The sequence below is a fragment of the Reyranella sp. GW821-FHT12G01 genome, assembly GCF_058806575.1.
Map to the genome: position 1 here is coordinate 913,063 of NZ_JBXAPV010000001.1, position 14,728 is coordinate 927,790.

The following is a 14,728-nucleotide window of genomic DNA, read 5'->3' on the forward strand; positions in this document are numbered from 1 at the left end:
GTATGACCCGCGGACTGCGCATGCTCGCCATCGTTCTGGCGATGGGATCCACGGCGGCGCTGGCACAGGCGCCGGCGCCCGTGGCCCTGCCGCCCGGTGTCTTCGCGGGCGAGCGCGACATCTCGCTGGCGACGGCCGGCGCCTACACGCTCGACGAAGCGCACACGGCGGTGATCGTGCGCGTCTCCCATATCGGCTATTCGCAGAGCGTGTTCCGGTTCGATCGCGTAAAGGGCTCGCTCACCTGGGATCCGGCCGCCATCGAGAAGTCGCAGCTCTCCGCTTCGGTCGACACGGCCTCGATCGCGACCAACGTGAAGGGCTTCGCCGAGGAGCTGGCGGGCGACGGTTTCCTGAAGTCGAAAGCCTTCCCGCAGGCGACCTTCGTGTCGACCGCCTTCAAGCCGACCGACAAGACGCGCGGCAAGGTCGAGGGCCAGTTCACCCTGATGGGCAAGACAAAGCCCCTGGTCTTCGACGTCGAGCTGGGCGGTGCCGGCAAGGGGTTCGACGGCAAGCCACGCATCGGCGTGCACGCCGTTGCGACCATCAATCCGCAGGATTACGGCCTGGCGCCGTTCTTCACCGATCCGATCCAGATCCAGATCGACACCGAGTTCGAGAAGAATCCTTAACCGAGGAGGAAGTCATGGCGATCCAACCCTATCTGTTCTTCAACGGCCGCTGCGAGGAGGCCCTCAACTTCTACAAGGAGAAGCTGGGCGCCAAAGTCGACATGCTGATGCGCTTCAAGGAGAATCCCGACGCGGGCGCCATGGAGCACGTGAAGGTCAATCCCGAGGCGGTCATGCATGCCAGCATGCATATCGGCGACGCGATGATCATGTGCTCGGACGGCATGGGGAGCGACGGCAAGACCAACTTCCAGGGCTTCTCGCTGGCGCTCAACGTCGCCAACGAAGCCGAGGCCGACAAGGCGTTCGAGGCGCTGGCCAAGGACGGCCAGATCCAGATGCCGATCGGCAAGACGTTCTTCTCGCCGCGCTTCGGCTGCGTCGCCGACAAGTTCGGCGTGTCGTGGATGGTGATCGTCCCGCAGGAGATGTAGTCGTCGCGGCGATCAAAGGAAAAGGCCCGGTGGAGCGATCCACCGGGCCTTTCTATTGGAAGCCTCCGCGGCTTACTTCTTCTCGACGTTGGCCGAGCGCAGCGGCACGCCGAACTCGCGACGGCAGACCTCGGCCAGCACTTCGACGCCCTTGCGGATCGTCTCGGGCTCGGGATTGGCGAAGCAAAGCCGCAGCCGCGAGCGGGCATATTCCTTGTTGGTCGACCATTCCTGGCCGGGATTGAGCGACACGCCGGCGGCCAGCGCCGCCTGGGCGAGCTTCGTCGTGTCGACGTTGTCGGGCAGTTTGATCCAGAGATAGATGCCGCCCTCGGGATTGCCGAACTCGGCGTCGGTGCCGAACTGCTCGGCCAGCGCCTCGCGCAGGGTCTGCAGCTTGGCCGACAGGGTCTTGTTGAGCTTCGGCACATGGTTGGCGAAGTGCTGCGTGCAGAACTCCGCCAGCACCATCTGCTCCAGCGCGCCCGAGCCCGCGTCCTGCTTCAGCCCGAGGATGCGGCCGAGGATATCCCACTTGGCGACGATGTAGCCGACCCTCAGCGCCGGAGCGATCGACTTGGAGAAGGAGCCGATGAAGACGACGCCTTCGCCCTTGGCCATAGCATAGAGCGAGCGCGGGCGCTTGCCGCTCCAGATCAGGTCGGAATAGCACTCGTCCTCGAAGATCATGACGCCGTACTCGGCGGCGATCTTCAGCAGCTCGGCGCGACGGGCCTCGCCCATGATCGCACCGGTCGGGTTCTGCACCGTCGGGATCGTGTAGATGTACTTGGGCTTGATGCCCTTCTGCTTCAGCTCTTCCAGCTTCTGCTTCAGCACGTCGAGGCGCAGGCCCTCATGGTCGAGCGGAATGCCGACGATGTTGACGCCGAGCTTGTTCAGCTTGGTGAGCGCGCCGCCATAGGTCTCCTGCTCGATGATGACGGTGTCGCCCTTGGTCACCAGCAGGCTGTTGATCAGGTCGAGGCCCTGCATCGAGCCCGAGGTGATCAGGATCTCGTCCGACGCGCATTCGATGCCGGCATGGTCCTTGAGCTTGGCCGAGAGGAACTCGCGCAGCGGCTTGTAGCCCAGCGGCCCGCTGTTCAGGCCGTAGGTCGCGAGCGTCGCGCCCTCGCGCTTCAGCACCGCGGTCGCCGCATCGATCAGGGCCTGGACGGGCACGTTGCCGGCGTCGTTGTGGCCGCCGATGAAATTGTACTTCGGGAAGCCGTTCCACTTTGCGGCGGGGGCGGGTGTGCCGGGCGCCAGCAGGGGCGCGAAATCGAACGGAGCGGTCATGGCGTTTCCTCTTTGGTTGACCAATTGCTGGGCCAACCAAAGGGGATTCGCAACAGATTTGCTCCGATCAGGCCGTCGCGCGGAACGAATTTGCGTGCGCCATGTCCCAGGCCCGCCGCCAGCGCGGGTTGCTCGTGCCCGAGACCAGCTCGCCCTCGGTCAGCGCCGGGAAGAGGTCGGCGAAGGTTTTCACTTCGCTGGCGGAAACCCGGCGAGAAATGTGGATCGGCTTGAAGTCGGTCGGATGGTCGAGGCCCGCGGCGGCGACCAGCTCGGCGAGTTCATGCAGGGTGGCGCGGTGGAAGTTCACCACCCGCTCCATCTTGTCGGGCACGACCAGCGCGCGCTGGCGCGTCGGGTCCTGGGTGGCGACACCGGTGGGGCAACGGTCGGTGTGGCAGGACTGCGACTGGATGCAGCCCACGGCGAACATGAAGCCGCGCGCCGAATTGCACCAGTCGGCGCCGAGCGCCATCGCCCGGATGATGTCGAAGGCGGTGATGATCTTGCCGGCCGCACCGATCTTGACCCGGTGGCGAGCGCCGATGCCGACCATGGCGTTGTGCACGATGTGCAGGCCCTGCCGCATCGGCTTGCCGACATGGTCGAGGAACTCCATCGGCGCGGCGCCGGTGCCGCCTTCCTTGCCGTCGACGACGATGAAGTCGGGATAGATGCCGGTCTCCAGCATCGCCTTGCAGATCGCCATGAACTCCCATTCGTGGCCGACGCAGAGCTTGAAGCCGGCCGGCTTGCCGCCCGAGAGGCGGCGCATCTCGGCGATGAACTTCATCATCTCGATGGGAGTCGAGAAAGCCGTGTGGTGCGAGGGCGAGACGCAGTCCTCGCCGACCGGCACGCCGCGTGTCAGGGCGATCTCCTCGCTGACCTTGGGGGCCGGCAGCACGCCGCCATGGCCGGGCTTGGCGCCCTGGCTGAGCTTCAGCTCGACCATCTTCACCTGCGGATTGGCGGCACCCGCGGCGAACTTCTCGGCCGAGAAGGTGCCGTCGGCATTGCGCGCGCCGAAGTAGCCGGAGCCGATCTCCCAGATGATGTCGCCGCCGCCCTCGCGGTGATAGGGGCTGTAGCCGCCTTCGCCGGTGTCATGCGCGAAGCCGCCGACGCGGGCGCCGGAGTTCAGCGCGCGGATGGCGTTGGCGCTCAACGCCCCGAAGCTCATGGCCGAGATGTTGAAGATCGAGGCGGAGTAGGGCTGCGTGCAGTCGGGTCCGCCGACGGTGATGCGGAACGGATCCTTGCTGACCGGCGTCGGCGAGATCGAGTGCGTCATCCACTCGTAGCCCTCGGAATAGACGTCGTAGTTGGTGCCGAAGGGCCGCACGTCGAGCATCGACTTGGCGCGCTGGTAGACGATCGCGCGGCGGTCGCGCGGGAATGGCATGCCGTCCTTTTCGCCCTCGAAGAAGTACTGGCGCATCTCGGGCCGGATCGCCTCGAAGATGAAGCGCAGGTGCGCGGCGATCGGGTAGTTGCGCAGCACCGCGTGTCTGGTCTGGTAGTAGTCGTAGAAGCCGACGAGGGTCAGGAACAGGGCGATGGCGAAGCCGACGCCGATCCACCACGATTTGGGATCGAAACCCCAGGCCAGGCCCAGCAGGACGGCCACGAGCGTTGCCAGCGTCCAGGTAATGAATCGCGGCGTCAGCGGCAGCGGCATCGATTTCATTCGGTTTCCTCAGGCTTCATTGGTGGGCCCGGTGCCCACCCTCACTCTAGCGCAGTTAACTGCGTTCGAATGACACGCTCTTGACGACGGCATAGACCGGCCGGCCGGGAGCCAGCGCCAGGCGGTCGACCGATTTTGCCGTGAGACGGGCCATCAGGACAGCGCCGTTGCAGTCCAGGCGGATATCGGCCTGGGCATTGGCCGTCGGGATGATGGCGGCGATCCTGCCCGCCAGCACGTTCAGCGCGCTGATTTCCTCGGGCGGCTGGAGGCTCAGCATCACGTCGCGGGAACGGATATAAGCCCGCACCGGCGCCCCCACGGGGGCGCTGAGCCGTGGCACCTGCAATTCGCCGGCGGCGCTTTCCAGCACCGAAAGCTGGAAGGCTTCGTCGTGGCGGCTGATCCGGGCGTCGAGCACCGAGCCGCCGTCGGTGGCATCGGCCAGCGGCAGGATGTCGAGCACCGGGCCGACCGCCGTCACCTTGCCCTCGGTCATGATCACGACCGTGGTGGCGAGCCGCGCCACCTCGGCGACCGAATGGCTGACATAGAGGATCGGGACGCCCGCTTCGTCCCTCAGTCGCTCGATATAGGGCAGGATCTCGGCGCGCCGCGATTCGTCGAGCGAGGCCAGCGGTTCGTCCATCAGCACCAGCCGGGGCCTTGCGAGCAGGGCGCGGCCGATGGCGACGCGCTGTTTCTCGCCGCCGGACAGGGATTCGGGATTGCGCTCCAGCAGATGGCCGATGCCCAGAAGCTCGACCACCGCGCCAAGATCGGCCGTTGCGCCGCCGGTGCCGCGTACGAACCAGCGGCCGTAGAGCAGGTTGCGGCGCACGCTGAGATGCGGAAACAGGCGGCTGTCCTGGAAGACGTAGCCGATGCGCCGCTTGTGGGCCGGCACGAAGCCGCCGCGTTCTGTGTCGACGAGTGTCTGTCCGTCGACCGAGACGCGGCCGCGGTCGGGGCGGATCAGCCCGCCGACGATGCTGACCAGGCTGGTCTTGCCTGAGCCCGAGCGGCCGAACAGCGCCGTCAGGCCGGGCGCTGCCGTGAAGCGCGCCTGGAGATGGAAGCTGCCGCGCTTGTGATCGACGTCGACGTCGAGGCTCATGCCGTCTGCCGCCGTGCGCCGATGCGCTTGGCCAGAAGCTCGGAGCCGAGCAGCGCCAGCATGGAAATGGCGATCGACACGAGCGTGAGGCGCATCGCGGCGGCATCGCCGCCGGGCACCTGCGTCAGCGTGTAGATCAGGGCCGGCAGGGTTTGCGTCTCGCCGGGAATGTTGGAGACGAAGGTGATCGTGGCGCCGAACTCGCCCATCGATTTGGCGAAGGCTAGGATCGCGCCCGCCAGGATGCCCGGCAGGCAGAGCGGCAGGGTGACGGTGGCGAAGACCCAGAGCGGGTTGGCGCCCAGGGTGCCGGCCGCGGCCTCGAGGCGCTGGTCGACCGCCTCGATGGACAGGCGGATGGCGCGCACCAGAAGCGGGAAGCCCATGACGGCGCAGGCGAGTGCCGCACCGGTCCAGCGGAACGAGAAGACGATGCCGAATTCCTCGGCCAGGAAGCCGCCGACCGGCCCGCGCCGGCCGAACGACAGGAGCAGCAGATAGCCGGTGACGACCGGCGGCATGATCAGCGGCAGGTGAACCAGCGTGTCGAGCACGCTCTTGCCCCAGAATTTCCCACGCGCCAGCAGCCAGGCGATGGCGATGCCAACCGGCAGGCTGAAGAGCGTCGCCGTCGTGGCGATCAGAAGGCTCAGCCGTACGGCCGTCCATTCGTCCGGAGTCATGCCCACTTCCAGTTCAGGAAGTCGGTATAGTCCGTCGGATATAGCGCTGCGTCCAGAGCCGGGTCGCCGCAGCGAACCCGCGCCGAAGTGCGGCCAGCACGATCACCAGCAGCGACACCGCCAGCACCTTCTGCGCCGGCCTTGGGATCAACTCGGGATCGAGATTGGCGGCGAGCACCCGCATCGGGTCGATCTTGTTCACGAGGCCATACCACGAAGCCTCGAAGGCGACGGTGAACAGCGTGGCGCCGACGGCGAGCAGGAAGAGGCCGGCGAAGGTCGTGCGCAAACGCGGTGGCAGCACGCGCCACAGCATGAGCCAGGCGAAAAGCCCGGCGGCAAAGGCGGCCTCGCCGATCTTCACCTTCGATTGGATGAAGAAGTGCAGCAGCGCCAGAGCGACGGCGGGATAGACCAGCCAATGCAGGCGCTTCCAGTTCCGCTTCAGCTTCTTCTGCCAGCCGTTGGTCGAGGTGATGGCAAGCGCCACCAGCGCGACCAGCGCCACGAAGCCGATGGTAAGATAGAAGCGCTTCACGATCTCCGAGGCGACGACGATCAGGTTAAATTTCTGATCGAGGACGTAGATCAGGAGATGGGCGACGGCGTAGAGCGCCGCCGCGACGCCGACCCGGCGCCTGATATGGATCAGTGGCATCCAGTCGAAGATCGCGCGCGCCGGCGTCAGCGCCAGCGAAACCAGCAGGAACGCCACCGCCCAGTCGCCGGTCGCATGGGTAGCGAGCGTCACGGGGCGCGGGTCGAGGTCGCCGGTGTACCAGCGCCAGGCGAGATCGACGGCGGGCAGGCAGAGGGCGATCAGGGTCGCCAGTCTCAGCCAGAAGATGATGCGTTGATTGGACACGTCCTGACCCTAGTCGATTGAGCGATCAACGATGGGTCAAAGAAACGTCATCGCTGGTTGCCGAACAGGAAGCGGTAGGTGCCGATCGTCGGTGCAGCCTCGATGCCGAAAGCTTTGAGGCGCGTCGGCGTGAATAGCGAACGCGCCGCGGCGCTGACGGCTGCGAATTCGGCGCCTTCGATAAGCACGACCCATTCGGACTCGTCGGCTCTCGGATGGTCCATGCTCTTGTCCTGCAAGGGCGCGTGCACCACTTCGAGGTCGTTCTCGCCGACCGCGGCGCCCAGCACGCCCGGACGCGCGATCAGTTTCGGCACGGCTTGTGTGGAGAGCCATTCGACCAGCGCCTTGCGACGGTGCAGGTTCGGCACGAAGCGGACCGTCGCCAGGGCGGCGCCGACGCCATGCGTCTGGTCGACCTGGATGCGCAGGGTCAGCCGGGTGAAATGCGTGAAGCGCGCCATGACCCTCTGGCTCCACGGCGTCTGGTGGTCCAGCGTTCGCAGATAGTTCTGCGTGCCGAGGATCGCGACGGTGTCGCACTCGTAGACCGCGAGATACTTGGGCTTGCCGTTCACGGCGGCGTAACGCCGGCCGCGATGGAACCCGGGCAGGTTCATGCGATCGTCGATATGCTCGCGATTGTACCACTCGTTGTAATCTCGTTCGTCTCGCGCCGACACATCGGTCAGCGTGAGCAACATTCCCTTGCCGAGAAGAGGCATCAATAACTCCGATCCTGAAGTACAGGATGCCTACAAAACTGGCATTTTGCCATGGGCTGGCCGAGCGGGCCCGGGATCAAGACGGGTTCCGCGCCTTCTCTCCGATGACGATTCGTATGGCGGCGTCGGTCGGGCTGGGTGTCTGGGGACCGTTCAGCGTGCCGCGGAACCGGCCCCAGTTCGCCGGCCAGTCGCCCTTGGTCGCGTTGAAGCCGGCCGAGCGCAGTGCTTCCACAAGCGCGGAGGCGGCCTCGTGCGTGGCCGGGTCGCTGCCATCCCTGACGAGGATGACGACGCCGAAGATGCCGCTGACGCCACCCCAGGTCCATGTCTGCGGCGCCCAGCCGGCCTGGCCGAGATCGGCCGACAAGGTCGCCCCGATCGCCGGAGCGTCGGATATCTGGCCCAGCAGGAAAATCGCAGCCTGTGTGCCAGCGAACTTCTGCAGGCTCGCGACAAACGGCGGTGTCGGCTTGGGCACGGGCTGCGGGGCCAGTTCCTGCGCCGGCTCAGCCGGCCGGGCGGTCGCATCCTTGACCAGCTTGCCGAGGTCGGCGAGACGCCGCTTGATTTCAGCCGCATCGAACAACGGAGTCCGTGTGCTCTCTGTGGGGCGCGTGGCCTCGCGCGCCGTCGCACGCTCGGTCGCATCGCGGGCGGCCTGTTCGAAAGCCGCTGCCCGCTCGCGCGATCTGTCCGCTTCCTGCGCGAGTGTCGCTGCCTGGTCCCGCGCCATCGAAATCTCGCGCTCGAGCGCCGTCGTCCGATCGCGCGCCGCGGCAACTTGCTGTTCGAGCGTCGCCACCTGCTCGCGCGCCGCCGAGGCGTCTTGCTCGCGCTGCGCGGCCTGGCTCTCAATCCCTTTGTAGCGATCGAGGAGGGCCTGTTCGTGAGTGCGAACAGCGGCGCCGTAGCGGAACGACAGGAAGGTCGTGATGCCCAGCGCCGCCAGGGCCAGAATGGTGGCGACCAGGCTCGCGATCATGGCTTTGTCCATGACCGAGGCCCATCCGCGAAGCTGATCGATGTCCATGTTCACCGGCTTGTTGGAGCGCATGCCAAGGCCGTGCGCCTCCCGCCCTCGATTAACAATCGGCAAATCGCCGCCGGCCCGTGAATCGTCGTGACAAATGGGAGGCGCGACCCCGCGTCCGGCTGGTCTATGCTGTTGGCTCTCGGGAGGAACAATCATGAAAATCGCCAAGATCGAGGATCTGCATTGCGACGCCGGCTGGCGCGACTTTTCCTTTCTCAAGATCACGACCGATGACGGTCTGGTCGGCTGGTCCGAATACAACGAAGGCTATGGCAGTGCGGGCCTCACCGCCGTCATCCGCCGCATGGCGCAGGCGCTGATCGGGCAGGATCCGCGCCCCATCGAGCGCATCATGTCGACGATCTACGCCATCACCCGCCAGGCACCGGGCGGCATGAACCAGCAGGCGATGGCCGCCATCGAGAACGCCCTGATCGACGTCAAGGCCAAGGCGCTGGGCATCCCCGTCTGCGAGATGTTCGGCGGCCCGGTGCGCGACCGGCTGCCGCTCTACTGGTCGCATTGCGGCAGCTACCGGTTCCGCAACGCCGAGGTGATGGGCGTCGAGCCGGTGCGCTCGCTCGATGATCTGGTTAAGCTCGGCAAGCATGTGAAGGAACGCGGCTTCAAGGCGCTGAAGACCAACATCTTCCGCTTCGATCTCGATCCGCCGAACATGTACCAGCCGGGCTTTGGCCGTAGCCCCGGCGGACCCGAGCTGAATGCCGATGGCGCCGTACTGGGCGCGATTTCCGACGGGCTGGCGGCGTTCCGCCAGGGCGCCGGCCACGAGATGGGCATCCTTCTCGACACCAATTTCAACTTCAAGACCGAGGGCTACATCAAGGTCGCGCGAACCTGCGAGCCCTACAATCTCTTCTGGATGGAGATCGATTCTTACGACCCTGAGGGCCTGCGCCTGATCCGCGACCGCGCCTCGATGCCGATTGCCTCGTGCGAATCGCTGTTCGGCCGCCGCCAGTTCCGGCCGTTCTTCGAGAACCGCTCGATCGACGTGTCGATCATCGACGTGCCGTGGAATGGGCTCGCAGAGTCGCTGAAGATCGCCTCGATGGCCGAGGCCTACGAGATCAACTGCGCGCCGCACAATTTTTACGGTCATATGTCGACGCTGATGAGCGCCCATCTCTGCGCCGCCATGCCCAACTTCCGCATCATGGAAATCGATATCGACGACGTGCCATGGAAGGACGATCTGGTGACTCACCCGCCGGTGATCCAGAATGGCGAACTGATCGTGCCCACCCGGCCCGGCTGGGGTGCCGACATCAACGAGGAGGCGGTCAAGGCGCATCCGCCCAAGAACCCGCATCCCTGAGAGGAAGAGACAATCCCATGGTCTACGAGTTTCGCACCTACACGCTCGCGCCCGGCAAGATGCCGGAATACCTCAAGGCCGCCGAGACGATCGGCCGCCCGGCGCGCGGCAACAACTATGGCGTCAATCACGGTTACTGGACGTCGGAGTTCGGCGCCCTGAACCAGATCTGGCATCTGTGGAAGTACGACAGCTACGAGGAGCGCACGCGCCTGCGCACCGAGCTGCAGAAGAACAAGGACTGGACCGAGAAGTACATTCCGATCGTGCGCACCTGCGTCGTTCGCCAGGACCTGCGCCTGATGAACACCGTCGTCGACATCAAGCCGGACGACGGCACCACCGGCAACATCTACGAACTGCGCATCTACCGTTGCGGCCTCGGCGGCGCGGTGCAGTACGGCAAGGACTTCAAGGAAGTCCAGGCGGCGCGCGAGAAGTACTCGCCGATCTGGGGCGCCTGGACCGGCGAGTTCCCGCAGCCCAACGAGTGGATCCATCTCTGGCGCTACAAGAACCTGCAGGAGCGCTTCGAGGCCCGCGCCGCGGCCATGAAGGATCCGGCGTGGCAGGCCTATCTCGCCAAGGGTCCGGCCAAGCTGCAGGAGATGCACTCCACCCTGCTGCTGCCGACCAACTACTCGCCGCTGAAGTAGTAATAAACGGACTGAACTGAACCCACCCCGGGGAGCGATCCCCGGGGTGAGGTGGCTTGGTTATTGCGAGGATCGGTGCATGGACACGTTCGACGACAGTCTTGCCTTCGTTAAGTTCGGCGTGGGCCAGCCCGTGACGCGCAAGGAAGACCCGACCCTCCTGCGGGGCCAGGGCCGCTACACCGACGACATCAACCTTCCGGGCCAGGCCTATGCGGTGATGGTGCGCAGCCGTAACGCGCACGGCATCCTGAAGGGCATCGACATGTCCGAGGCGAAGGACATGCCGGGCGTGCTGATGATCCTGACGGCCGCCGATCTCGACGAGGCGGGCTTCGGTCCGCTGATGTGCCCGCTCAACATCCCGCAGCGGGACGGCACGCCGATGAAGACGCCGCCGCGCTGGTCGCTGGCCAAGAATAAAGTGCGTTTCGTCGGCGAGGTCGTAGCCGTGGTCGTCGCCAAGACGGCGCTGCAGGCCAAGGACGCCGCGGAAGCCGTGATGCTCGACATCGACGAACTGCCGGCCGTGACCAGCCCCGAAGCGGCGTTGGCCGAGGGCGCGCCGCAGATCCATGACGATGCCCCGGGCAACCTCGTGCTCGATTTCCATTTCGGCAATGCCGAGGCTGTTACGAAGGCCTTCGCAGAAGCCGCGCACGTGACGAAGCTCAACATCGATTCGCAGCGGGTCGTCTGCAATCCGATGGAGCCGCGCTCGGCCATCGGCTCCTATGACACGGTGAAGGACCGTTGGGTCCTCAACGTCGGCTGCCAGGGCGTGTTCGGCCTGCGCGGTGGTCTCGCCAAGGACGTGCTGAAGGTCACGCCCGACAAGCTGCATGTGCTGACCGGCAATGTCGGCGGCTCGTTCGGCATGAAGGCGCCACCCTATCCGGAATATGCGCCGCTGATGCTGGCGGCGAAGAAGCTCGGCAGGCCGGTGAAGTGGACCGACGAACGCTCGGAGAGCTTCCTGTCGGATCATCACGGCCGCGACCACAAGCGCGTCGCCGAGCTGGCATTGGACAAGGACGGCAAGTTCCTCGCGGTCCGGCTCACCGGCTACGGCAATGCCGGCGCCTATATTTATCCGCCGATGCCGGCGACGACCAACGCGGTGAAGAACCTGATCGACGTCTACAAGACGCCGGCGATGGAAGTGAACTCCAAGATCGTCTTCACCAACTGCACGCCAATCGCCGCCTATCGCGGCGCGGGGCGGCCCGAAGGCAACTACTTCATGGAGCGCCTGATCGAGACGGCGGCGCGTGAGATGGGGATCGACAGCATCGAGCTGCGCCGGCGCAATCACATCGCGCCGGAGGAAATGCCGTACAAGTCGCCGGCCAACAATCTCTACGACTCGGGTGAGTTCCGCGCGATCCTCGACGAGACGCTGGAGATTTCCGACTGGGACGGCTTCGCGGCGCGCAAGGCCGACAGCGCCAAGCGCGGCAAGCTGCGCGGCCGCGGCGTCGGCAGCTATCTCGAAGTGACGGCGCCGGCGGGCAAGGAGCATGGCGGCATCCGCTTCGAGCCCGATGGCGACGTCACCATGCTGAGCGGCACGCTCGACTACGGTCAGGGCCACGCCTCGACCTATGCGCAGGTGCTGACCGGGCTGCTGGGCATTCCCTTCGAACGCTTCAAGCTGATGCAGGGCGACAGCGATCAACTGAAGGCCGGTGGCGGCACCGGCGGTTCGCGCTCGGCGCTGGTGGGTGCGGAAGCGTTCCTCGAAGCCAGCCGCAAGGTGATCGACCAGGGCAAGCACATCGCCGCGCATGTGCTCGAAGCGTCTGTCGCCGACATGGAATTCGACAAGGGACGCTTCAAGATCGCCGGCACCGACCGCAGCATCGGCATCCTCGAGCTGGCGAAGAAGCTGCAGGACGGTCTCGCGCTGCCCGAAGACGTGCCGCAGACGCTCGACGTTGCGCATGTTTCCGACACGCCGCCGTCCTCGTTCCCCAACGGCTGCCACGTCTGCGAGGTCGAGGTCGACCCTGATACCGGCACGATCGAGCTGGTGCGCTACTTCATGGTCAACGACTTCGGCACGCTCATCAATCCGATGCTGGTCGAGGGCCAGGCGCATGGCGGCGTCGTGCAGGGACTCGGCCAGGCGATCATGGAGCGCACCGTCTACGACGAGCAGGGCCAGCTGCTGACCGGCACCTTCACCGACTACGCCATGCCGCGCGCGCAGGATGCGCCGAGCTTCACGATCCAGAGCCATCCCGTGCCGGCCAAGACCAACACGCTGGGCGTGAAGGGTTGCGGCGAGGCGGGCTGCGCCGGCGCGCTGCCGTCGATCATGAACGCCATCGTCGACGCGCTGGGCGGCAAGCACATCGACATGCCGGCCACGCCGGAGAAGGTCTGGCGGGCGATCAACGCGGGGTAAGGCTGTTCTTGTCATCCTGAGCGAAGCGAAGGATCTCGCGCTCGCTCAGGAGTCCATTGGTCGCTCTGCAAGGTCCTTCGCTTCGCTCAGGACGACAATGCCGAGCGGATGATCCGCTAGGTGGCCTTCGCCTCGATCTCGAGCGTCTTCTTGACGGCTGGCCGCTCCAGCATGCGGGCGTGGTGCGCCTCCAGCGCCGGGAAGTCGCCGGGCTTGCGCTCGAGCTGGTCGCGGAAGCGCCAGTAGACGCGAAACAGGTGGATGTCGGCGATCGAGTAGCGGTCGCCCAGGATCCAGGTGCGGTTGCCCAGGCGCTTGTCGGCCACGGCATAGAGTTCGCGCGCTTCCGCAACGCCCTGCCGCAGCGCCGGATGGATCGTCGAGGCGACATAGGACATCCACGAGACGGCCTGCGCCTCGGCCTCGATGTCGCCGGCCGGCAGCAGGTTCGCCGCGGGATAGGTGCGGGCGATGTAGAACAGGATACCCGCCACCTCGGTGAGCGGTCGTCCGTCCACCATCAGGACCGGGACCTTTCCCACCGGATTGACGGCGAGGAAGTCCGGCAGGCGCGTTTCCTTGCGCGGCACCGAGACCGCACGTGTTTCGAAGGTCGCACCGGCCTCATGGAGGGCGATGTGGGCGGCCAGGGAGCTGGTGCCTGGCGAGAAGTAGAGGGTCAACATGGTAGCAGCCTACCACATTTGCGATTTTCCGCATGCTTTGACGCCGATTGCATAGCTTGATGCGGGGGCAACTTTCCGGTTGTAGCGCGCGTTTGATGCCTGACTGAAATTCATTGGCGGTACGTCCGCACGCAAGGTTTGCATCATGACATCGCTACGCGTTCTGGCATTCCTGCTTCTTCTGTCGGCCGCATGGCCGGCTGCTGCCCGTGACCTGCGTTCGTCCGACGCCTTTCCGTCCGATCACCCGACCGTGCAGGCCGTGGAGTTGATGGGTGAGGTCGTGCGTGAGCGGACGCAGGGCCGGTTGACCATCACCCGCCGGGCGGAGAACGAACAGGATACCGACAGTTTCATCATCGGGCAGGTTCGCAACGGTTCGCTCGACATGGCGCGGGTCAACCTGAATGCCTTGAACGTTTCCGTCCCGGGCTCGGTGGTGCCGACCCTGCCGTTCCTGTTCAAATCGACCGAGCACATGCACCGGACGCTCGACGGACCGGTCGGCGCGGAAATCCTTGCCGCGCTGGAGCGCCAGGGCCTGATCGGCCTGTGCCTGTACGATGGTGGCGCGCGATCGTTTTACAGTCGTTCGAAGCCGATTCGCAGCGCGGCCGACCTCAAGGGCTTGAAGGTCCGCGTCCAGAGAGGGGACAGTTCGGCCGTCTTCCTGCGGGCGCTCGGCGCCGAGCCGGTGACGGTGCCCATGGCGCAGGTGAAGGTGGCGCTGCAGACCGGCGTCATCGATGCCGCCGATGGCGACTGGGCGACCTACGTCGCGGGAGAGCATTATCTCGTGGCGCCCTTCTACAGCCTGACGCTGCACTCCCAGCCACCGTCTGTCCTCGTCTTCTCCCAACGCACTTGGCGGACCTTGTCGGCCGCGGATCAGAAGGTGATCCGCGAAGCCGCCCGGGAGTCGGTGGGTCACATGCGAAGCCTGTTGGACGAGTATGAAGCCGCTGCCCGCCTCCGCGCCGAGGCAGCGGGAGTCCGCATCGAGGAGCATGTCGATCGCAAGTCGTTCGTGGATTCAATGGTGCCGCTCTATGCCACCGTGGTGGAGGAAGCGCGCCTGCAGGACACGGTCACGCGCATCCAGGCGGGCCAGTAGCAATCTCCCTCGCGATCCGGGAAACGGTCCGTTAAT

Annotated in this window: 14 protein-coding genes; 6 read left to right on the forward strand and 8 right to left on the reverse strand. The window is 65.7% G+C overall.

All coding sequences use genetic code 11. The features are described from left to right. Nucleotides 1-2: 2 nt before the first annotated feature. Both AC1RP5_RS04495 and AC1RP5_RS04500 read left to right on the forward strand, forming a co-directional pair. Nucleotides 3-635: a YceI family protein gene (locus AC1RP5_RS04495; protein ID WP_493109387.1), complete on the forward strand. Its 633-nt coding sequence runs from the start codon at nt 3-5 to the stop codon at nt 633-635. Nucleotides 636-649: 14 nt separating this feature from the next. Next, nucleotides 650-1,069: a VOC family protein gene (locus AC1RP5_RS04500; RefSeq protein ID WP_493109388.1), complete on the forward strand. Its 420-nt coding sequence runs from the start codon at nt 650-652 to the stop codon at nt 1,067-1,069. Between the two features lie 72 nt (nt 1,070-1,141). On the opposite strand, the gene AC1RP5_RS04505 is transcribed toward AC1RP5_RS04500, so the two are convergent. From AC1RP5_RS04505 to AC1RP5_RS04535, 7 genes are all read right to left on the reverse strand, one after another. Continuing rightward, the gene (locus AC1RP5_RS04505; protein WP_493109389.1) at nt 1,142-2,371 is read right to left on the reverse strand and encodes an aminotransferase-like domain-containing protein; all 1,230 of its coding nucleotides are present in this window, start codon (nt 2,369-2,371) and stop codon (nt 1,142-1,144) included. Between the two features lie 67 nt (nt 2,372-2,438). After that, the gene (locus AC1RP5_RS04510; RefSeq protein WP_493109390.1) at nt 2,439-4,061 is read right to left on the reverse strand and encodes an FMN-binding glutamate synthase family protein; all 1,623 of its coding nucleotides are present in this window, start codon (nt 4,059-4,061) and stop codon (nt 2,439-2,441) included. A 55-nt stretch (nt 4,062-4,116) separates the two neighbouring features. Further along, nucleotides 4,117-5,178 (reverse strand): molybdenum ABC transporter ATP-binding protein, encoded by a 1,062-nt coding sequence (modC, locus tag AC1RP5_RS04515; protein ID WP_493109391.1) that lies wholly within the window; start codon nt 5,176-5,178, stop codon nt 4,117-4,119. Next, nucleotides 5,175-5,861, reverse strand: coding sequence for a molybdate ABC transporter permease subunit (modB, locus tag AC1RP5_RS04520; protein WP_493109392.1), 687 nt, complete (start codon nt 5,859-5,861; stop codon nt 5,175-5,177). The genes modC and modB overlap by 4 nt, the downstream gene beginning before the upstream one ends. A gap of 13 nt (nt 5,862-5,874) precedes the next feature. Next, nucleotides 5,875-6,726 (reverse strand): protein-methionine-sulfoxide reductase heme-binding subunit MsrQ, encoded by an 852-nt coding sequence (locus tag AC1RP5_RS04525; RefSeq protein ID WP_493109393.1) that lies wholly within the window; start codon nt 6,724-6,726, stop codon nt 5,875-5,877. A 47-nt stretch (nt 6,727-6,773) separates the two neighbouring features. Continuing rightward, on the reverse strand, nt 6,774-7,451 hold the full coding sequence (locus AC1RP5_RS04530) for a hypothetical protein (protein WP_493109394.1): 678 nt from the start codon (nt 7,449-7,451) through the stop codon (nt 6,774-6,776). 76 nt (nt 7,452-7,527) lie between these two features. Next, the gene (locus AC1RP5_RS04535) at nt 7,528-8,508 is read right to left on the reverse strand and encodes a hypothetical protein (protein WP_493109395.1); all 981 of its coding nucleotides are present in this window, start codon (nt 8,506-8,508) and stop codon (nt 7,528-7,530) included. A 133-nt stretch (nt 8,509-8,641) separates the two neighbouring features. On the opposite strand from AC1RP5_RS04535, the gene AC1RP5_RS04540 reads away from it, so the two are divergent. The 3 genes from AC1RP5_RS04540 to AC1RP5_RS04550 all read left to right on the forward strand — a co-directional run bounded on the left by AC1RP5_RS04540 (nt 8,642) and on the right by AC1RP5_RS04550 (nt 12,892). After that, a complete protein-coding gene (locus tag AC1RP5_RS04540; RefSeq protein WP_493109397.1) occupies nt 8,642-9,826 on the forward strand; it encodes a mandelate racemase/muconate lactonizing enzyme family protein in 1,185 nt (394 codons plus the stop codon). Between the two features lie 17 nt (nt 9,827-9,843). Next, entirely contained in the window at nt 9,844-10,482 is a 639-nt protein-coding gene (locus AC1RP5_RS04545) for an NIPSNAP family protein (protein ID WP_216958175.1), read from the forward strand. A gap of 79 nt (nt 10,483-10,561) precedes the next feature. Then, nucleotides 10,562-12,892, forward strand: a complete 2,331-nt coding sequence (locus AC1RP5_RS04550) for a xanthine dehydrogenase family protein molybdopterin-binding subunit (protein ID WP_493109398.1) — start codon at nt 10,562-10,564, stop codon at nt 12,890-12,892. A 116-nt stretch (nt 12,893-13,008) separates the two neighbouring features. Here AC1RP5_RS04550 and AC1RP5_RS04555 read toward each other — a convergent pair whose 3' ends face one another. Next, nucleotides 13,009-13,578: a glutathione S-transferase family protein gene (locus tag AC1RP5_RS04555; RefSeq protein WP_493109399.1), complete on the reverse strand. Its 570-nt coding sequence runs from the start codon at nt 13,576-13,578 to the stop codon at nt 13,009-13,011. A gap of 145 nt (nt 13,579-13,723) precedes the next feature. Here AC1RP5_RS04555 and dctP point away from each other — a divergent pair, with 145 nt between their 5' ends. After that, entirely contained in the window at nt 13,724-14,692 is a 969-nt protein-coding gene (dctP, locus tag AC1RP5_RS04560; protein ID WP_493109400.1) for a TRAP transporter substrate-binding protein DctP, read from the forward strand. Nucleotides 14,693-14,728 lie beyond the last annotated feature (36 nt).